Annotated in this window: 19 protein-coding genes and 1 other annotated feature; of the genes, 17 read left to right on the top strand and 2 right to left on the bottom strand. The window is 37.0% G+C overall.

Going from position 1 to position 20,351, the window contains the following annotated elements; translation table 11 throughout:
* The first annotated feature begins 275 nt into the window (after positions 1–275).
* From SFC32_RS03435 to SFC32_RS03410, 6 genes are all read left to right on the top strand, one after another.
* Entirely contained in the window at positions 276–1,202 is a 927-nt protein-coding gene (locus SFC32_RS03435; RefSeq protein ID WP_074602269.1) for a glycosyltransferase family 2 protein, read from the top strand.
* Positions 1,203–1,285: 83 nt separating this feature from the next.
* Positions 1,286–2,926, top strand: a complete 1,641-nt coding sequence (locus tag SFC32_RS03430) for a GBS Bsp-like repeat-containing protein (protein ID WP_411049820.1) — start codon at positions 1,286–1,288, stop codon at positions 2,924–2,926.
* Positions 2,927–3,049: 123 nt separating this feature from the next.
* Complete coding sequence (locus SFC32_RS03425; RefSeq protein WP_411049819.1) at positions 3,050–6,247, top strand: GBS Bsp-like repeat-containing protein; 3,198 nt, start codon at positions 3,050–3,052, stop codon at positions 6,245–6,247.
* A gap of 14 nt (positions 6,248–6,261) precedes the next feature.
* A complete protein-coding gene (locus tag SFC32_RS03420) occupies positions 6,262–6,843 on the top strand; it encodes a DUF6287 domain-containing protein (protein WP_202913534.1) in 582 nt (193 codons plus the stop codon).
* A 105-nt stretch (positions 6,844–6,948) separates the two neighbouring features.
* Complete coding sequence (gene pepT / locus SFC32_RS03415) at positions 6,949–8,166, top strand: peptidase T (protein WP_074964482.1); 1,218 nt, start codon at positions 6,949–6,951, stop codon at positions 8,164–8,166.
* A 52-nt stretch (positions 8,167–8,218) separates the two neighbouring features.
* The gene (locus tag SFC32_RS03410; RefSeq protein ID WP_014334922.1) at positions 8,219–8,710 is read left to right on the top strand and encodes an EbsA family protein; all 492 of its coding nucleotides are present in this window, start codon (positions 8,219–8,221) and stop codon (positions 8,708–8,710) included.
* Here the strand turns inward: SFC32_RS03410 and SFC32_RS03405 are convergent.
* On the bottom strand, positions 8,700–8,894 hold the full coding sequence (locus tag SFC32_RS03405) for a ferredoxin (protein WP_006532537.1): 195 nt from the start codon (positions 8,892–8,894) through the stop codon (positions 8,700–8,702). The two genes, SFC32_RS03410 and SFC32_RS03405, sit on opposite strands and share 11 nt — an antisense overlap.
* A gap of 44 nt (positions 8,895–8,938) precedes the next feature.
* On the opposite strand from SFC32_RS03405, the gene SFC32_RS03400 reads away from it, so the two are divergent.
* The 5 genes from SFC32_RS03400 (at position 8,939) to rplT (ending at position 11,461) form a co-directional block, all read left to right on the top strand.
* Positions 8,939–9,421: an SAG1386/EF1546 family surface-associated protein gene (locus SFC32_RS03400; RefSeq protein WP_006532536.1), complete on the top strand. Its 483-nt coding sequence runs from the start codon at positions 8,939–8,941 to the stop codon at positions 9,419–9,421.
* A gap of 14 nt (positions 9,422–9,435) precedes the next feature.
* The gene (cmk, locus tag SFC32_RS03395; protein ID WP_411049818.1) at positions 9,436–10,116 is read left to right on the top strand and encodes a (d)CMP kinase; all 681 of its coding nucleotides are present in this window, start codon (positions 9,436–9,438) and stop codon (positions 10,114–10,116) included.
* A gap of 23 nt (positions 10,117–10,139) precedes the next feature.
* Positions 10,140–10,267, top strand: a sequence feature (ribosomal protein L20 leader region).
* Between the two features lie 13 nt (positions 10,268–10,280).
* Positions 10,281–10,811, top strand: a complete 531-nt coding sequence (gene infC / locus SFC32_RS03390; RefSeq protein ID WP_003065423.1) for a translation initiation factor IF-3 — start codon at positions 10,281–10,283, stop codon at positions 10,809–10,811.
* A gap of 38 nt (positions 10,812–10,849) precedes the next feature.
* Positions 10,850–11,050: a 50S ribosomal protein L35 gene (gene rpmI / locus SFC32_RS03385; protein WP_003065422.1), complete on the top strand. Its 201-nt coding sequence runs from the start codon at positions 10,850–10,852 to the stop codon at positions 11,048–11,050.
* Positions 11,051–11,101: 51 nt separating this feature from the next.
* Positions 11,102–11,461 carry a 50S ribosomal protein L20 gene (gene rplT / locus SFC32_RS03380; protein WP_000124839.1) on the top strand — a complete coding sequence of 120 codons (360 nt, stop codon included), beginning with the start codon at positions 11,102–11,104 and terminating at the stop codon, positions 11,459–11,461.
* 263 nt (positions 11,462–11,724) lie between these two features.
* Here rplT and SFC32_RS03375 read toward each other — a convergent pair whose 3' ends face one another.
* A complete protein-coding gene (locus tag SFC32_RS03375) occupies positions 11,725–13,851 on the bottom strand; it encodes an LTA synthase family protein (RefSeq protein ID WP_411049821.1) in 2,127 nt (708 codons plus the stop codon).
* Positions 13,852–14,202: 351 nt separating this feature from the next.
* On the opposite strand from SFC32_RS03375, the gene SFC32_RS03370 reads away from it, so the two are divergent.
* From SFC32_RS03370 to SFC32_RS03345, 6 genes are all read left to right on the top strand, one after another.
* Positions 14,203–15,366 carry a class I SAM-dependent rRNA methyltransferase gene (locus SFC32_RS03370; protein WP_411049817.1) on the top strand — a complete coding sequence of 388 codons (1,164 nt, stop codon included), beginning with the start codon at positions 14,203–14,205 and terminating at the stop codon, positions 15,364–15,366.
* The gene (gene aroD, locus SFC32_RS03365; protein WP_006532529.1) at positions 15,363–16,040 is read left to right on the top strand and encodes a type I 3-dehydroquinate dehydratase; all 678 of its coding nucleotides are present in this window, start codon (positions 15,363–15,365) and stop codon (positions 16,038–16,040) included. The genes SFC32_RS03370 and aroD overlap by 4 nt, the downstream gene beginning before the upstream one ends.
* Entirely contained in the window at positions 16,030–16,899 is an 870-nt protein-coding gene (locus tag SFC32_RS03360; RefSeq protein WP_074563942.1) for a shikimate dehydrogenase, read from the top strand. Before aroD ends, SFC32_RS03360 begins: the two co-directional genes overlap by 11 nt.
* Positions 16,900–16,919: 20 nt before the next feature.
* Positions 16,920–17,987 carry a 3-dehydroquinate synthase gene (aroB, locus tag SFC32_RS03355; RefSeq protein WP_074560424.1) on the top strand — a complete coding sequence of 356 codons (1,068 nt, stop codon included), beginning with the start codon at positions 16,920–16,922 and terminating at the stop codon, positions 17,985–17,987.
* 1 nt (position 17,988) lies between these two features.
* Positions 17,989–19,155: a chorismate synthase gene (gene aroC / locus SFC32_RS03350; RefSeq protein ID WP_411049816.1), complete on the top strand. Its 1,167-nt coding sequence runs from the start codon at positions 17,989–17,991 to the stop codon at positions 19,153–19,155.
* A gap of 81 nt (positions 19,156–19,236) precedes the next feature.
* Entirely contained in the window at positions 19,237–20,343 is a 1,107-nt protein-coding gene (locus tag SFC32_RS03345) for a prephenate dehydrogenase (RefSeq protein WP_411049815.1), read from the top strand.
* Positions 20,344–20,351: the final 8 nt, after the last annotated feature.

Below are 20,351 nucleotides of genomic sequence, written 5' to 3'. Positions count from 1 at the left end.
AAGCAAGAAGATAACCTATTTAGTTTGATACCAATAATATATCTTTCTGGTGGTTTCATATTCCACTTAGTTTGGGAAACTAAGAGTCAGTATGTTTATCCATATGTCTATCTCATTATCCCCTTGGCAGCTGTTGGAATCAGCTATGTCGCGGAACGCTTGAAAATTATCAATTAAGTGTTTTAAAATGGTGAATTTACTCATTCACCATTTTTTTTATAAGTAGTTTGTGGTATACTAAAGTGAACACTAGCTTTTGAAAGGCTTATTATCTAATGAAAAAACTATCTATTGTTGTTCCTTGTTATAATGAACAAGAAACAATCTATCCATTTTTAGAAGAAACTCAAAAAATTGAAAGTAAAATGAAGGACCAATTGATTTTTGATTATATCTTTGTCAATGATGGTTCAAAAGACGAAACCTTAAAGGTTCTTCGAGATGTTGCTAGCCGTTTTGAAAATGTTCATTATTTGTCATTTTCACGTAATTTTGGTAAAGAGGCTGGTTTGTTAGCTGGACTTGAGGCTGCAGATGGTGATTTTATCACTGTTATGGACGCCGATTTACAAGATCCACCTGAGTTGTTGATTGAGATGTATCAAAAAATCAACGAAGGTTACGATGTTGTGGGAACTCGTCGTGCTGATCGAAAGGGAGAACCAGTTATCCGTTCTTTCTTTTCAAAGATGTTTTACAAAATTATCAATGCTGTTTCTGATACAGAGATGGTTGATGGTGCGCGTGATTTCCGTTTGATGACTCGCCAAGTTGTAGACAGTATTTTAGAACTTGGTGAAGTTAATCGTTTCTCAAAAGGAATTTTCTCTTGGGTTGGATTTAATGTAACGTATATTGCTTATGAAAATCGCGAGCGCGTGGCTGGTGAAACATCATGGAGTTTTTGGAGCTTATTCAAATACTCTATGGAAGGATTTATTAATTTTTCTGAAGCGCCATTGAATCTTTCACTGTGGGCTGGATCAGTTTCATTTTTGGCTTCTATTCTTGGAATTCTATTTATCATTATTCGTAAACTTACAGTTGGTGGTAGTGTTTCAGGTTGGGCAAGTTTAGTTTGTATCATTTTGTTTATTGGTGGTATTCAGTTGCTTGCTTTAGGGATTATCGGAAAATACATTTCTAAGATATTCCTTGAAACTAAAAAACGACCAGTTTATATTGTCAAAGAAAAAGGATAAAATTTAATATTTTATAAAGTTTTTTAGCTGTTTTTCCGAATTAATATAGTGTACAACATTATATTATAAAGGAGAACAGCTTTTTGAATAAAATCAAATCAGCTTTATTGTCAACAGCTGTGCTTAGCATGGCATTTCTTACTAACTCTGCTATGGCGGATCAACAATCTGATGCCTTAGTGACTAAAACACCATTTGATGAGGTTAGCAAATCTTTTGAAGTTGTGTCACAGAAGACTAAAGATTGTAAGGATATTACTCGAATTGATGTTGCTGTCTGGTCAGAGGAAGATGGTCAAGATGATCTTAAATGGTACAATACAACTGATGTTATTAATGGTCAAGCAAAAGTTAAGGTAAATCTAGCAGATTATGGAAATAGGGCAGGCTCTTATATTACTCATGTTTACACAACTTATTCTGATGGCCGAGTATCGGGTGCTGCCTTAGAAAGCCTTAAGATTAGTCCTAAAGCACCTCAAGTAAGTGTTAAAAATGGTGCGCTTCAGCTTTCAACAGACATTAATGCACCATCTAATGGGACAATTAAATATGCCGTCTGGTCAGAAGAAAATGACCAAGATGATTTAAGATGGTATGATGATTCTGGGAAAGAAATAACAAGAGTCGATTTAAATAATCATAAAGGTTATGGAAGATACTTTGTTCATACCTATTTAGCACAAGATGGAAAAATGACTACGATTAATGGTCAGGAAATTATTATTAACAAACAAGAGATATCGTATCAAATTGTTCAAACTTCAGATAAAACCTATGATGTTTTGATTAATGATGTTCCGGAATATATTACTTCAATTACAGTTCCAGTTTGGTCAACGGTGAATAATCAAGATGATTTAAAATGGTATAAGGCAACCAAAGTTGGTGATAACTCATATAAGGCAACAATTCAGTTGTCTAATCATGGATTTGACATAGGAACATACGGTGTGCATATCTATGGCGACAACTCTATTACTAATAGTTTTGAAGCCCTAAGTGGAACACCAGGATTTCACGTAGATCAAATTAGTGGTTTAGAAAATCCAGATGTTAGCATTAGTAATGTAAATACAGCAAATGGTTCATTTAAAGTAAATGTTACGGAAAAAGCTATGTCTAAAAGGGTTTCGAAACTTAAGGTTCAAGTTACCTCTAAATCGAACCCTCAAAAAACAAAAACTTATGAAGCAGGTACAAGTAGTTATGGAAAAATTAGTCAAACTATTGACTTGAAATCGATTAATAATCAAGCAGATACTTTTTCTGTAGTTGCGACTGTTATTTATTCAGATAATTCAACAGCAACATTTAATCTTTCTGATCAAAACTATAAACCAAACGCTACACCATCTCCTCGTATCACAACATATATCAACGAAACTAATACCTATCCAATTGGGCAATGTACATGGGCAGTCAAGTCTTTGGCGCCATGGATTCCAAACTGGCTTGGAAATGCTGGGGGCTGGGCAGTTAATGCGCGTGCCAAAGGTTTCAGAGTTGGAACAACACCAAGAGTAGGTTCAATCGTTGTTTGGCCACATGATGGTAATGGTTACGGACACGTTGCTTATGTAACAGATGTGTCAAGTAACACCCGTATCCAAGTTAAAGAATCTAACTACGCTGGTAAACAATACATCGGTAATTTCCGTGGATGGTTTAACCCACTCGATTCATTCTGGGGTGGTGATGTTTCTTACATTTATCCAGATTAATATTTTAGGCAGTGATTTTGAAATCGCTGCCTTCTTTTGTTTAGCGAAAGCATATGTGCTTGAAGGGCTTACAAAATCATGATAAAATGGATATGAGTAAAGAATAGAAAGAGGGGGATTGATTTGAAAAAGAATATCCTTCGAAGCTGCCTAGTATCTCCGATTATTATAGGAGCTTTTTTAAGTTCGGGGCAAGTTTTCGCTGACGAAAACACAACCATCCAATCAACGACAGTAACTGAGAATGTTCAATCATCGGTAGAGCAGTCTAGTTCACTTCAATTAAATAGTGATAGTGTTATCTCTGATGATAATGAAACAAACAACTCATTATCATCATCTGAAGTTCAAAATGAATCACAAAATTTAACCGATGCTGATAAGCAAGATTCAGCAATTGCTGATGGTCAAGAAGCTGAAAAAAATGCCGATGACCAAACCAGTCTGATTAATCCTTCAATTTCTGAAGATAATAAGGAATCAGCAGGCAATTCTGAAGAGAATAACGTTGATAATTCAGCGGTACAAGAGTCACAATCATCTGATGATACAACAGATCATGTTTCTAGTAAGACTTCGTTGTCAAATCTTGCTGAGTCAAAGGTCTCAACATCAGCTGTCCAAGCTGCTAGTCAAAAGGTAATTAATCAATTAGCTGCTTCTAAAGCTGTTGTAAAAGAAGTAACCAGTGCGACCTTAACGAACAAAGGTTTTGATATTCAGTACAACCAGGCCATTCCAGCAGGTGCCAAAATCATGTTTGCCGTTTGGTCTGAGGTCAATGGTCAAGATGATCTTATTTGGTACACAGCTGATAGCAATGGCCATGTCGTAGCCAAGTACACTGGTTCATACGGAAAATACAATATCCATACTTACCAAAATCTCAATGGTCAAATGATTGGTTTAAATGGTCGCACCATTGATGTGCCAAAACCAAGTGCCAAGGTGACAATTACAAAGGTTAGTGGTACAACTTACAAAGTGATTGTCAGTGATATTCCAGCTTACATCACTAGTATTCAACTACCAACTTGGACAGAAAAAGGTGGTCAGGATGATATTCAGTGGTATAGTACTACTCAAAATGCTGACGGCACTTTTACAAGAACCTTTAGTATCGCTGAGCACAACCTAGAAAGTGGTAAATATAATGTCCATGTTTATGGGACAAGTGCAGTTACGAATTCGCTAACAGGTCTTACTGGTACAAGCTTCCAAGGAGATTATCAGTTTGGTGATGTTAAAGTTCAACCAACTTTGACATCAAATGGTATCCAAATTAGCATGCCAAGTGATGTTAGCTCAGATATGACCGTTTACCATGCTGTTTGGTCAGCCAAAAATGACCAAGACGATTTGATTTGGTACAAAGTTCCAGCTAATGGTCAACTGACAGCTAAGTACACTGGTGATTATGGCACTTATCTTATCCATACTTACGCTGTGATTAAAGGTCAGATGACATGTATCAGTGCGACAAGTATTGATGTTCCAAAACCAAGTGCTAAAGCAAAAATTACTAAAGAAAGTCCAACAACCTATAAAGTCACAATTACTGATGTTCCGGTTTACATTGATAGTATTCAAGTACCAACGTGGACTGAAAAGAATGGTCAAGATGACATTCAATGGTATAAGGCTACTAAAGCTGCTGATGGCTCATACTATGTTATTTTTAGTGAAGCAACTCATAACCTTGAAGATGGCACTTACAATGTTCACGTTTATGGAAATAGCCGTGTCACAAATAGTCAAACAGCTTTGCTTGGAACACGTTTTGAATCTGATTACCAATTTGGTGATGTTAAGGTTCAAGCAAGTTTAGGTCAGAATGGTATTAACATCAGCATGCCGAGCGATGTTAGCTCAAATTTAAAAGTTATGCATGCGGTATGGTCGGCTAAGAATGATCAAGACGATCTTATCTGGTATCAAGTTCCAGCGAATGGTCAATTAACAGCAAATTATACTGGCGATTATGGAACATATCTTATCCATACCTACGCTGTTATCAATGGTCAAATGACATGTATCAGTGCAACAAGCATTAATGTGCCGAAACCAGAGATTAAAGCGACAGTTACAAAAGAAAGCGACGTTAAAGTTAAGGTGACTGTTTCAAATGTTCCAGTGTATGTAACTGGTATTACAATTCCAGTTTGGACAAGTTTGAACGGTCAAGATGATATTAATTGGTATCAGGCTACTAAACAATCTGATGGGACTTATATCTTAACCTTCTCGCCTAAAGAACATAACTTTGAATCTGGCCATTACAATATTCATATCTATGGTCAAAGCCAAGTTAGTCATTCATTAGAAGCTTTATCATCGACAAACGGTGTTGATTTATCAACAGATAAGTATGTTGTTGATCCAGCGGTGTCAGTTCAAAATCATGATGCAAATAGTGGGACTTTAAAAGTTCGAATTGCTGAATCTGAATACACTAAGAAGATTAAATCAGTCAGTGTTGCTGTCTGGTCGGAAAGTAATCAATCCAACCTTCACTGGTACACAACTTCTGATGTGTATGATGGTGTAGTGACTGTCATGGTTAATGAGAAAAATCATGGCTACATCAAAGGTAACTATACTGTTCACGTTTATGTTGATTTCACAGACAATACAACCTCAGGATTTAACTTAGGGCAATATGCTTTGAATGCTGATGAGCCTGCACAACACGCGCCGTCTTATTTCATTGATATTAGTAGCCATAATGGTGTCATTTCTGTTAGTGACTATCAACGTTTGAAGAGTCAAGGAATTACGGGTGTTGTTGTTAAGTTAACAGAAGGAACTTCTTACACAAATCCTTATGCTAGAGCACAAATTGCTAATGCGCAAGCAGCTGGTTTAAGAGTATCAGCTTATCATTATTCTCATTATGAAACAGCAGCAGAAGCAAGAGCAGAAGCACAATATTTTGTTCGTGTAGCGCAATCAATGGGACTTTCAGGCTCAACGACAATGGTCAATGATATGGAAGAACGTAGCATGCTAAACGGTGACCTTAATGCTAATACCCAAGCGTGGAAAGATGAAATGAATCGTCTTGGCTACAGTAACAATGTTTACTACACGATGGCAAGTTGGTTGGACACTAAAGGTGGAAAATTAAATACAGCTAAATTTGGTTTATCAAATCTATGGGTAGCGCATTACTTGTATGCATATACTTACTTAGATCAAGAATCAGCTAAATCTTTGTCATATTATTCAAATACAGCCGCTTGGCAGTATACGAGTGTTTCACCAAAACTCTCACATGCACTTGATGAAAGTATTGATTACACAGGACGATTTACTTGGTAAAAGGAGGAATAGCGATGAAAAAGAGTTTAAAACTTGTTCTGGCTTTAGTCTTGTCACTTTGCATGGTGACAGCTTGTACAAGTCATACCAATAATCATAGCAAACAATCTTCAACAGCAACGAAAACAAGTACTAAAGTAACATCTTCAAGTTCAAGTAAAAGTAGTGCTTCGTCATCGTCAGTTTCTTTAGAAAATCAGCCTTCATCGACTGAAGCTTCATCAACACAAGTTGAACAAGAGATTGCTCCCATTTATACAGGTGCTATTTTAAAAGCAGACTATGCTACGATGGCAGGAAATTGGCAAAATGCATCTGGAAATGTTTTAACCTTTAATAACACTGGATTAGCTACCGAAGGAATGACCCCTAATATTTTAGATATCGATCAAAATGGTATTCTACTACTAGATGTTCAGACTGGTGCAAGATCAAATGTTACGTTGTATATTGTCCCAGCTAATACGGCTTTTTCATCAGATTATTTGAATGGTCAATCTGATCCAACAGATGTTTCAAAGGATCGTGTGATTTCGTCAGCTGATATAAATTCAGGCGATTTAGCTAACAAGGCATACTATCACGTTTCGCAATAAATCTGTTAATTTTTGAGTGAAGCTGACCTAAAAAACAACCCTTGGGGTTGTTTTTTTTAACCGATTATGTGATATAATAGTTAACGAGAAAAATAGAGGTGAAAGATGTCTTACGAAAACTTATTAAATCGTTTTTTGACCTACGTTAAGATTAATACACGTAGTAATCCAGATAGTACAACAACACCATCGACTCAAACTCAAGTCGATTTTGCTTTGAATGTTTTGAAACCTGAGATGGAGTCTGTTGGTTTGCAAGACGTGCATTATCTAACAAATGGTTACCTTGTTGGTACATTACCAGCTAACGATTCAACTAAAACACGTAAAATCGGTTTTATTGCTCATATGGATACAGCCGATTTTAATGCAGAAGGAATCAGTCCACAAATTATCGAAAATTATGCTGGCGGTTCTATTGAACTTGGTCAATCTGGCTATGCACTTTCACCAGAAGAGTTTCCAAATTTGAACAATTACCTTGGACAAACTTTGGTAACAACCGATGGTACAACTCTTCTTGGTTCAGATGATAAATCTGGAATTGCTGAAATCATGACAGCGATTGAATACTTGGTTGCTCATCCTGAAATTAAACACGGTGAAATTCGTGTCGGCTTTGGACCAGATGAGGAAATTGGTGTTGGAGCTAATAAATTTGACGTTGATGATTTCAATGTTGATTTTGCTTACACTGTTGATGGTGGTCCACTTGGCGAACTTCAATACGAAACATTTAGCGCTGCAAGTTTAGAGATTGATTTCATGGGACGTAATGTTCACCCTGGTACTGCTAAAAATCAAATGATTAATGCTTTGCAATTAGCTATTGATTTCCACAATCAATTACCAGAAGCTGATCGCCCAGAAAAAACAGAAGGCTATGAAGGATTCTTCCATTTACATGGTATGGAAGGCGCTGTTGAAAAAGCACATAGTTCATATATTATCCGTGATTTTGAAGACGAATCATTTGAAAATCGTAAAAAATTAGTTCAAGAAATCGCTGATAAGATGAACGCTGAACTTGGTAAAGACTGTGTTCTTATCACAGTGAACGACCAATATTACAACATGAAGAAAGTCATTGAAAAAGATATGACTCCAGTTGAATTGGCCAAAGAAGTCATGGAAGATTTAGACATTAAACCGGTTATTGAACCAATTCGCGGTGGAACAGATGGTTCTAAGATTTCATTTATGGGCATTCCAACACCAAACTTATTTGCTGGTGGGGAAAACATGCACGGTCGCTTTGAATTTGTCAGTCTTCAAACAATGGAAAAAGCAGTGGATGTTATTATTGGAATCGTTCAAAAATAATTAAGCTTTATCTAAGCCTTATTTGTTAGAATTAGCTAAATGGAGGACCGCAATGATTAAAATCTTTGGAAAGATTCGATACCATTGGCAACCAGAATTATCTTGGTCGATTATTTATTGGTCAATTGCAATGGTTCCAATGTTTATCGGTTTGTCATTATTATTCGAGCGGACAAAAATACCGAGTCAATTCTTTGTTTTATTTGCTGCCTTTATTGTTTTGGTAGGGTTAGGATTCCATCGTTATTTCGTTATTGAAGAAGATGGTAAACTGCGTATTGTATCACTTAACCCATTTAAAAAATCAAGGGTTGCGATTGCACAGATTGAAAAAATTGAAGTCAATAGATCTGGTTTAGTTTTAAAAATTAAAAATCAAACAGATAGGATTTTTTACATGCGCAAATGGCCTAAGAAGTATTTCTTAGATGCTCTAGCTGTTCATCCTGATTTTCGAGGTACAGTTGAATTGACGGATAATTTTATCAAACTTGATTATTTTGAAGCTTATAAGTCTAACAAAAAAGCTCCTACTAAATTGTAAGAGCTTTGGTTGGACAAGATTTGACAGCAAGAAGGGTGTCTTTGTCTGAGTCTGGAACTGTTTGTTCTAATAAATCAGAATCAGCAAATTTTACAATGCCATCGTCATGGTAATCGAATCGATTAGAGTATGTTTGGCAGAGGCCACAGGCAATACATTTTTCAGGAATTATTGATACTTTCATATTATTATTGTAATATGAATTGATATATTTAACAAGGGGACATTATGGCAAAACAACCATGGGAAGAAAAAGTAGTCGATGACAACGAAATCAGAATTAGCCGTAAAACAAAAGGTTCAGTTATCAGCACACCTTTGTTGACAGCTTTATTGAGTGTTTTCTTTGTTATTGTTGTTGCGATTTTGTTTGTTGTTTTTTACACTTCAAATCGTGGTGGTGATAAAGCGTCAGAAACATCTAATTTTTATGGCGCTTCATCTAGTGTTGTCTCTTCATCTGAAGCGACAAGTTCAGAAAGCTCACAAGAATCAACGGAAGCTTCGTCTACAGATGCTAGTTCAAGTGACACAACTGAATCATCAAGTGAAGGTAATGGGGATACCATTACAGTTATGTCTGGTGAAGGTGCGGCATCAATTGCTGCACGTGCAGGAATTTCAGTTGACAAACTCTATGAACTTAATCCTGACCACATGACTTCAGGATACTGGTATGCAAATCCTGGAGATGAAGTACACATTAATTAGGAAGAAAAGGAATCATGAAATCAATTAGAATTGCGATTGATGGTCCTGCTTCAAGTGGTAAGAGTACAGTAGCCAAGATTATTGCTAAAAATCTTGGCTATACTTATCTTGATACTGGAGCAATGTACCGTTCAGCAACTTACTTAGCGTTACAAAATAATTTAACAGAAGATAATGTAGAGGAAATTTTGAAAGCATTGGCCAATAACCCAGTGTCATTTGGTCGAGCAGAAGATGGCAGCCAGACTGTTTTTGTTGGCGACAAAGATGTTACCCTTGCCATTCGTCAAAATGACGTGACAAATAACGTGTCATGGGTAGCCGCTATTCCAGAAGTTCGCGAAGAGCTTGTTGAGCAACAACGTCGTATTGCTAAAAATGGTGCCATCATTATGGATGGTCGTGATATTGGTACGGTTGTTTTACCTGATGCTGAACTTAAAATCTTTTTGATTGCTTCTGTTGAAGAACGTGCAGAACGTCGATTCAAAGAAAATCAAGAAAAAGGAATTGAAACAGATTTTGAAACGCTTAAACGTGAAATTGCAGAGCGTGATTACAAAGATAGTCACCGTAAGGTTTCACCATTAAAAGCAGCAGAAGATGCCATCACGTTTGATACAACAGGTGTTGATATTGACGGTGTTGTGAAATTTATTCAAGAAAAAGCGGAAAAAATCATTGACATGGACTAGTCTCTATGATAGAATATAATCAATGAGAAAAGCAGAAGTGAGAACTTCTCGCCTTGCGACTACGGTTGTCTGGCCCAACATGTCAAAGATTCCGAATGGAATATTACGTGTGTGCGGGCTTGATTTATCAAGTCCGTTTCGTTTTTCTCTAAAAAAATAAAGAGGTGAAGATCATAGCTAAGAAAGATCTATTCATTAACGATGAAATCCGCGTTCGCGAAGTTCGTCTCGTTGGTCTTGATGGTGAACAACTAGGAATTAAACCATTGTCAGAAGCACAAGCTATTGCTGATGATGCTAATGTTGACTTGGTTCTAATTCAGCCACAAGCTACGCCACCTGTTGCTAAAATTATGGACTACGGAAAGTTCAAATTTGAGTATCAAAAGAAACGTAAGGAACAACGTAAAAAACAAAGCGTTGTGACTGTTAAAGAAGTTCGTCTTAGCCCAGTTATCGATAAAGGTGACTTCGAGACTAAACTTCGTAACGGCCGTAAATTCCTTGAAAAAGGAAACAAAGTGAAAGTCTCAATTCGCTTTAGAGGTCGTATGATTACTCACAAAGAAATTGGAGCAAAGGTATTGGCGGAATTTGCAGAAAGAACGCAAGATATTGCTATTATTGAGCAAAGAGCTAAAATGGATGGACGTCAAATGTTCATGCAACTTGCTCCAATTCCAGACAAGAAATAATTGTCAATTTTAAACTATTTTAAGAGGAGAATTCTAAAATGCCAAAACAAAAAACTCACCGCGCATCAGCTAAACGTTTCAAACGTACAGGTTCTGGTGGATTGAAACGCTTCCGCGCATTTACTTCACACCGTTTCCACGGTAAAACTAAAAAACAACGTCGTCATCTTCGTAAAGCAGCTATGGTGCACTCAGGAGATTTCAAACGTATTAAAGCAATGCTTTCAGGTCTTAAATAAGACTAAAGCAATTACTCGATATTATTAAGAATTATTTGGAGGAGAATATAAATGGCTCGTGTTAAAGGTGGCGTTGTATCACGCAAACGTCGTAAACGTGTATTGAAACTTGCTAAAGGTTACTATGGTGCAAAACATATCTTGTTCCGTACTGCAAAAGAACAAGTAATGAACTCTTACTACTATGCATACCGTGACCGTCGTCAGAAAAAACGTGATTTCCGTAAACTTTGGATCACTCGTATCAATGCGGCAGCTCGTATGAACGGTTTGTCATACTCACAATTGATGCACGGTTTGAAATTGGCTGAAATCGAAGTTAACCGTAAAATGCTTGCTGATTTAGCAGTTAACGATGCAGCAGCTTTCACAGCTCTTGCAGATGCAGCTAAAGCTAAACTTGGTAAATAAGAATTAAAAAAGGCTAACCTTTGGTTAGTCTTTTTTTGTCTTTATGGTTTTATATCAATAATTTATAGATTTAGTATAAAATTTGATTAGTGCTGAAATTAGAGCGATAGGAGAAGCAAAATGGCTACCCTAAGAGTTAGTTGTACAATGAAAAAGTATTGTTCTTTATTCACCGTGCTTTCGATGAATATTTACCAAACTTAGAAATGAAGGTATCAAAAAAAGTCTTGCTAAACCTAGCAAGACTTTTTAATTATGAGTACTTATTCAGAGCTTGAGCTATTTGAACTTTCGTGAAGTTGCATGTAGCTTGGTGCTTTGAAGAGATCGACTGTTGATTCGTCGCCATTTTCGCTATATAGACTAGTTGACTCGTCACCGCGTTTTTTCTCGATTGATTTAAGTGTTTTAAGAGAATGTGTATAAGAAATTGAAGAACTATCGACTTCTTTTAGACCATTCTTATCAAATCGAAGTAGGTCACCAGTTTGAACTTCGTCGCTGACAGAAAGTTGTTTAGCAACAGTATCGCGAATAGCTTTAGTTGCTGCTTGAGTGTTTTCGTCAGGGTTTGTAATTTCTTGACCAGAGTCAGTGTAGTAGAGGCGACCGCTATAACTTGTATAAGTTGGTGTCACATAATCGCCTGATGTTCTAAAGGCTACGATTTGTTTATTATCGCTAGAAAGCAAGTCTTGTCCGAGTTGAACGTAGTTGCTTGTATCGATACCTAGCAAGTGTAGAAGCGTTGGTAAGTTGTCAACTTCACCACCAAAGGTGTTGCTGATGTGTCCTTCGGTAAATCCTGGAATATGAATCATGTAAGGAACACGTTGTAACATGGCGTTATCATAACCAGTCCATGTTTCAGAATCTTTTCCAAGAAGTGGCGCTAAGTCGGTATTTCTTGAATTTGAGATACCATAATGGTCACCATAGAGGACAATAATTGAATTATCATATAAACCAGATTCTTTCAAATAATCAAAGAAAGCTTTGACGGCAGAATCTAAGTAGTTAGCAGTTGCGAAGTAACCGTTGATTGTTTCATCATCGGTTTTAGCTAATGGGAAACCTTCTTCATCAGAATTACCAGCTAAACTTGTGTATGGGTAGTGGTTACTTACAGTAATAAACTTAGTATAGAAAGGTTGTTGCATGTGCTCAAGGTATTTAATTGAGTCAGCAAACATGTATTTATCATTCAATCCATATTGGAATGAGTTTTCACTGTTTTGTTTTGTGAAATATGATGAATCAAAGAAGTAGTTGTAACCCCATTGTTTATAGGCATTATTACGGTTCCAGAAGGTACCGACATTACCGTGGAAAACGGCGCTTGTGTAATCACCAGTTTGTCCGAGAATTGATGGGGCAGCGTAAGCAGTATTTGTTCCACCGTAATTAACAAGGTATGAACCACTGCTAAGACCAAATAATGACGTTTCCATCAAGGTTTCAGCATCAGATGTTTTACCTGCTTTAACTTGGTGGAAGAAGTTTGAGAAAGCTAGTGTTGAATTTGAGTGATATAGCGAGTTTAAGAACGGAGTGACTTCATATGATTTTCCGTCAACTTGCAAATGGTAATCAATCAAAAATTGTTGGAAACTTTCTAAGTGAATAACAATGACGTTTCGTCCTTTAGCAATACCAAAATATTTTGAATTTGGTGCTGCGTAATGCTCTGACACATATTCTTTAGCTTCTTTTAAATCAGAAGCAGTGGCTTCGCTACGAACTTTTTCTGTTTGATAGGTTTGGTTAGCACTATAGGCTGTAAATGATGGCAAACCAAGCGCTCGAACTACATAAACATTTGAAAAACCACGAGTTAACAATTCAGGTCGATCAATTTCGGCCATGAAAAGGTTAATTGAAAAGAATAGAGTTGATAAGGCCGTAATAGCAAAGCTTGCACGCTTGTTAAATGGACGATTATCAACTTTTATTTTCTTAGTAGCAAATAGTGCAAGTAGAACGATATAATCAATAATGTAAATAATATCCCAAACACGCAGTAAGTTAAGGGCTGAGTCACCAAGACCAGCAGAAACTTTACTACTTGCTAGCATAGCACTTACAGTAATGAAGTCCGAAAATTCACGGAAATAAATCGAGTTAGAAATAAGAAGAATATTTAATATTGTGTAAATAATCCAACTAACGATATAAAAAACACGTGTTCTCTTAATATAGAGGCTTAACCCGAGTAGAAGCAATCCGAGAGGAATAGGATTGATAATTGATAATAAAAGTTGATACGGATTCTCTAGTCCAAGACTAAAGTCAACGTGATAAGCCCACATAGTTTTTAGCCAATACAAGACTAAAAGTGTCAAAATAAATCCCAAACGTGTATTAACCACGTGAGAGATAATTTGTTTCATTTTTTTCACTGTAGGAACTTCCTTTATTCTTTTTTTCCTAAAGATAAAATCTCAGTTTCCATTATATCATAAAGATTAAATTTTTAGTACAAAGAACCGTAGTGCATATTGAAGGTGTTTTAAAGGAAGTAAAAGAAGTTTGTGGTGATAAAAAAGTCAGCATTTGAAGACAAGATTTCAGATAGTGACTGTTATTTTTAGTGTATTAGATGCAAAAATAACTCTGTTATCTAGTTTACTTCTCTAATCTTTAATAGAATCCCCTTGTTTAGGCGTAAAAAGTTGCTTCTTATGCCTGTGAAATATAAAATTTAGTGGGAAAAATTCTGAATTTTTGATATAATAGGCTTCATGAACAAACTATACGTGGATTCTTTCGTTGAAAAGAAAATTAAGCGTGGTATTCAACTTTTGGATGGAAAAGATTTTCATCAACTTGATTTAGATAATCAGTTAGTTGCTCTTTACAATCACTCACGTCAGTTTTTAGGAACAGCTTACCTATCTCGTCAAAATAAAGGGATTGGTTGGTTCTTAGGAAATGGCAAGGTTGATTTGACAGAGTCTTATTTTGAAAGCTTGTTTAGTAAGGCTAAGCAGAAGCGTCAACACTTTGAAAACTCTGATTTGACAACAGCTTATCGATTGTTTAATCAAGATGGCGATAATTTCGGTGGTGTGACGATAGATCGTTATGCTGATTTTGTTGTATTTTCTTGGTACAACACTTTTGTTTATCAGTATCGTGATATCATTGTTAAAGCCTTTCAAAAAGTTTATCCTGCGGTTAAAGGCGGATATGAAAAAATTCGCTTTAAAGGACTTGATTATGAGTCAGCTCACATTTATGGTCAAGAAGCACCTGAAACCTTTGCCATTTTGGAAAATGGTGTCAAATACAGTGTTTTCATGAATGATGGTCTGATGACAGGTATCTTTTTAGATCAACATGAAGTCCGTGATGCTTTAATTAATGAACTAGGTCTTGGAAAACGTGTTCTAAATATGTTTTCTTACACAGCAGCTTTCTCAGTTGCAGCAGCTATGGGTGGTGCGATTGAAACAACTTCTGTAGACTTAGCTAAACGTTCTCGTGAACTGTCTCAAGCGCATTTTGAAGCCAATGGCCTTGATGTGACAAATCATCATTTTGTGGTCATGGACGTTTTTGAATATTTCAAATACGCTAAACGTAAAAACTTGACTTTTGATTTGATTGTTATCGATCCACCAAGTTTTGCTCGTAACAAAAAACAAACATTTTCAGTTGCTAAAGACTATCACCGTTTAATTAGCCAAGCACTAGAAGTCTTGTCAGATGATGGAATAATCATTGCTTCTACAAATGCAGCTAATTTGACTGTGGCACAGTTTAAGAAACAATTGGAAAAAGGATTTGCTTCTGTTAAGCATGAATATATTCGTTTGCAACAATTGCCAAGTGATTTCACTATTAACAAGGCAGATATGAGCAGTAATTATTTGAAAGTATTTACAATAAAGGTTGAGAAATGAAAATAGTAGTACCTATTATGCCGAAAGATTTAGAAGAGGCGCAGTCGATTGATATTTCGAGATTCGAAGATGTAGATATCATTGAATGGCGAGCTGATTACTTAGCCAAAGAAGATATCATGACTGTTGCGCCAGCTATCTTTGAAAAATTTTCCGGCAGAGAGATTATTTTTACCATTCGCACAGATAAAGAAGGTGGTAATCTTAACTTATCTGATGACGAATATGTTGAGCTTTTGAAAAATATCAATGCTATTTACCACCCAGACTATATTGATTTTGAATATTTTTCACATAAAGAAGCCTTTCAACAAATGTTAGAGTTTCCAAATCTAGTTTTGTCTTATCATAATTTTGAAGAGACTCCTGAAAACTTGATGGAATCATTTTCTGAATTAACAGCCCTAGCTCCTCGTGTAGTTAAGGTTGCTGTTATGCCCCAAAGTGAACAAGATGTTATTGACTTGATGAACTACACTCGTGGATTTAAAACACTAAATCCTGAACAAGAGTATGCGACTATGTCAATGGGCAAACTTGGACGTGTTTCACGTTTTGCTGTTGATGTATTCGGCTCATCATGGTCATTTGCAAGCCTAGACCAAGCAAGTGCACCTGGACAGGTTGCTCTTGCTGATATGAAACGTATTAGGGAGGTACTTGATGCAGATTGATGGATACACTCGCTTAGCCGCTGTCGTGGCAACACCGATTAAACACTCTATTTCACCATTTATTCACAATTACGCTTTTGATAAAACAGGTGTAAATGGTGTTTATGTTGCCTGGGATATTCCTGAGGAAGACCTAGCGGTTACTTTGGAAAATGTTAAACGTTATGACATGTTTGGTGTGAATATTTCAATGCCATACAAACAAAAAGTTATGCCTTATATGGATGAGTTGACAGACTCTGCTGCATTGATTGGCGCGGTTAATACTGTTATTAATCGTGACGGCAAGTTGGTTGGCCACAATACTGATGGTATTGGTTTCTTTAGAAGCCTTGCAACTTTTGCTGATTTTGATGTTAAAGGCAAGACAATGACTATTCTTGGTGGTGGTGGAGCTGCGACAGCTCTTATTGCTCAAGCTGCTCTTAATGGAGCAGGTCATATTAACATTTTCAATCAGACACAGTTCTTGGATGCGACACGTCAAAAAGCACAGGAACTTTCTGATAAAACTGGTGTATCTATTACTGTTTATCCAGTCGAAGATTTGAAGACAATTCAAGAAAAAGTGTTAGAATCACAACTTTTTGTCAATGCGACAAGTGTTGGAATGGATGGTAAATCAATGATTATCACAGAAGACTTTGAGTTTCCTGAAGGTCTTTTGGTGGCTGATACAATTTATCAACCATTTGAAACACCATTCTTGAAATTAGCTCGAAGCAAAGGTCTCAAAGCGCTTAATGGCTTGGGTATGTTGTTATTCCAAGCAGCAGAAGCTTTTGAAATCTGGACTGGTGAGACTATGCCAACGGCTGAGATTTGGTCAGCTTTGGAAGAAAAGTACAATACAAAATAGGATAAAAATAGGTGACGCTAATGAAATTGAATGTTAATCTCCCACAAACACCTTATGATATTGTGATTGAAAAAGGTGTCTTAGCTAAAGCCGGTGATTGGGTAAAATCACTTTGGCAACCTCAAAAAATCGCCCTTATTACAGATAACCATGTTGGAAGTTTGTATGCTGAAAAAGTTAAGCTTAGCATTGAGAATGCTGGCTTTGAAGTGATTGTTTTTGATTTTCTAGAAGGTGAAGCATCAAAAAATCTTCAAACAGTCAATAAAGCATATGAATTTTTGGTTAAAAATGGTATGACACGTAGCGATGGAATCGTTGCGCTTGGCGGAGGTGTCGTTGGAGATTTAGCTGGTTTCGTAGCGTCTACTTATATGCGCGGAATTCATTTCTTGCAAATTCCGACGAGTCTAACGGCTCAAGTGGATTCATCAATTGGTGGTAAAACAGGTGTTAATACACCATTTGCTAAAAATATGGTTGGAACATTTACGCAACCAGATGGTGTTTTAATCGATCCTGAAACCCTTCAAACGCTTGGAAAACGAGAACTCATTGAAGGTATGGGGGAAGTTATCAAGTATGGTTTGATTGAAGACGTTGAACTTTGGGACGAACTTTCTGCTATGGATGGTTCGCCTGAAAGTATTTTAAAACATGCAGAAAGCATTATTTATCGCTCATGTAATGTAAAACGTAAAGTTGTTGTAGAAGATGAACTTGATAATGGTGTTCGTCTTTATCTTAACTTTGGTCACACCATTGGTCATGCCGTTGAAGCAACTGCAGGCTATGGTAAAGTGATGCATGGTGAAGCTGTTGCCATTGGTATGGTACAAATTTCTCGTGTTGCCGAAGCAAAAGGATTAATGCCTAAAGGTATCACTAAAGAGATTTTTGAAATGTGCCAAAAATTTGGTTTGCCAACAGACTATCAACCATGGGATGTTGAAGTACTTTATGGTGCTTTAGTACATGATAAGAAAGCTCGCGGTAAAATGATTAAGACCGTCATCGTACCAGAGCTTGGTAGTGCAGCGATTAATCAGATCCCCCTTGAAGAGATGAAAGAGTATTTGGAGAAGTAATATGAGATATTTGACAGCTGGTGAATCTCACGGACCGCGTTTAACTGCAATTATTGAAGGAGTTCCTGCAGGACTTCCTTTAACTGCTGACGACATTAATGTTGATTTAAAACGTCGCCAAGGCGGCTATGGCCGCGGCGGACGTATGAAAATTGAGTCAGATAAAGTTGAAATCACATCTGGTGTACGTCACGGTAAGACGACTGGTGCTCCAATTACCCTCAACGTTATTAATAAAGACCATCAAAAATGGTTAGATATTATGGCTGTTGAAGATATTGATGATGCCTTAAAAACAAAACGTAAAATTACTCATCCACGACCAGGTCATGCGGACCTTGTTGGTGGTATGAAATATCGATTTGAGGATTTGCGTAATTCTTTAGAGCGTTCGTCTGCACGCGAAACAACAATGCGTGTAGCAGTTGGTGCAGTTGCTAAACGTATTTTGGCTGAACTTGATATCGAAATTGCTAACCACGTGGTGGTATTTGGTGGCAAAGAAATCGATGTTCCAGAAGGCCTTACGGTTTCACAAATTAAAGAATTAGCAAGTCGGTCTGAAGTTTCAATTGTTAACCAAGAACGTGAACAAGAAATCAAAGATTATATTGACCAAATCAAAAAGGACGGAGATACCATTGGTGGTGTTGTCGAAACAGTTGTTGGTGGTGTTCCTGTTGGACTTGGTTCTTATGTGCAATGGGATAAGAAACTTGATGCTAAGATTGCTGGTGCCGTTGTTTCAATTAATGCCTTCAAAGGTGTGGAGTTTGGACTTGGTTTCAAAGATGGCTACCTTAAAGGTAGCCAAGTAATGGATGAAATCCTCTGGAACGAAGAAGAAGGATACACACGCCGTACTAATAATCTTGGTGGTTTTGAAGGTGGTATGACAAACGGTCAACCAATTGTTGTGCGTGGTGTCATGAAACCTATCCCAACGCTTTATAAACCTTTGATGTCAGTTGATATTGAAACTCACGAGCCTTATAAAGCAACTGTCGAACGTTCAGATCCAACGGCTCTTCCAGCAGCAGGTGTTGTTATGGAAGCAGTTGTGGCAACGGTTGTGGCTGATGAGATTCTTGAAAAATTTTCTTCTGACAATCTCGAAGAACTAAAAGAAGCTGTCGCTCGTCATCGTGATTATGTCAAACATTTTTAATGCATAAACAGTTGACAGAAGCTGAGACAAAAGTGCTCAGCTTCTTTCTATAAGGTATTGTTATCCGGAAATGGAGAAACTATGGAAAATAAAGTGATTTACGTTGCAGGTTTAGGTTTGATTGGGGGATCTCTTGCCTTAGGAATTAAGCGTGACTACCCAGATTACAAAATTTTAGGATACAATCGTTCTGACAAATCACGAAATGTTGCACTTGAGCGTGGGATTGTAGATGAAGCGACAGCAGATTTTAAAGAATTTGCACCTCTAGCAGATGTGATTATTTTGGCAGTTCCGATTAAACAGACCATTGAGTTTATTAAGATCCTTTCTGAAATGAACTTGAAAGAGAATGTGATTATTACGGATGCCGGTTCAACGAAACGTGATATTGTTGAGGCGGGAGAAAAATACTTGGCTGGTAAAGGTGTTCGCTTTGTCGGCTCACATCCAATGGCAGGTTCTCACAAGTCAGGGGCAATTGCCGCCGATGTGAATTTATTTGAAAATGCGTATTACATTTTTACTCCATCTTCTTTAACGGTTGATGGAACAATTGCTGAGCTTAAGGAGATTTTATCTGGTTTACATGCGCGCTACGTGGAAATTGATGCAGCAGAGCATGACCGCGTAACGAGTCAAATTTCACATTTTCCACATGTCCTTGCAGCAAGTTTGATGGAGCAGGCTGGTGATTATGCAGCAGAGCATGAAATGGCTAATCATTTTGCGGCGGGTGCTTTTCGCGATATGACACGTATTGCTGAAAGTGAACCAGGCATGTGGACCAGTATTCTCTTGACCAATAAAGAAGCTGTTGCTAATCGCATTGATGATTTCAAGAATAGACTCGATGAGGTCAAAAAACTCATTTTGCAAGGTGATGGTGATGCGATTTGGAATTATTTTAACCACGCCAAAGAAACGCGTAAGGAAATGCAAATTCATAAACGTGGTGGCGTGGAAAGTGCCTTCGATCTTTTCATCGATGTTCCCGATGAAGAAGATGTTATTTTGAAAATCTTGGAATTGCTTCGCGGAACATCTTTGGTTAATATTCATGTCAATGAAGAAAACCGTGAAGATATTAATGGGATTTTACAAATTTCATTTAAGAATGCTAAAGATTTGGAACATGCTAAAACAGTCATCAGTGAAAACACTGACTATAACATTCATATTAATTAAGGAGAAAT

Source organism: Streptococcus sp. TATVAM-FAB8 (assembly GCF_046592795.1).
Lineage (GTDB): Bacteria > Bacillota > Bacilli > Lactobacillales > Streptococcaceae > Streptococcus > Streptococcus ruminicola.
Note: the sequence above shows the minus strand (reverse complement) of the source record. Positions and strands in the feature narration are given on the sequence as shown.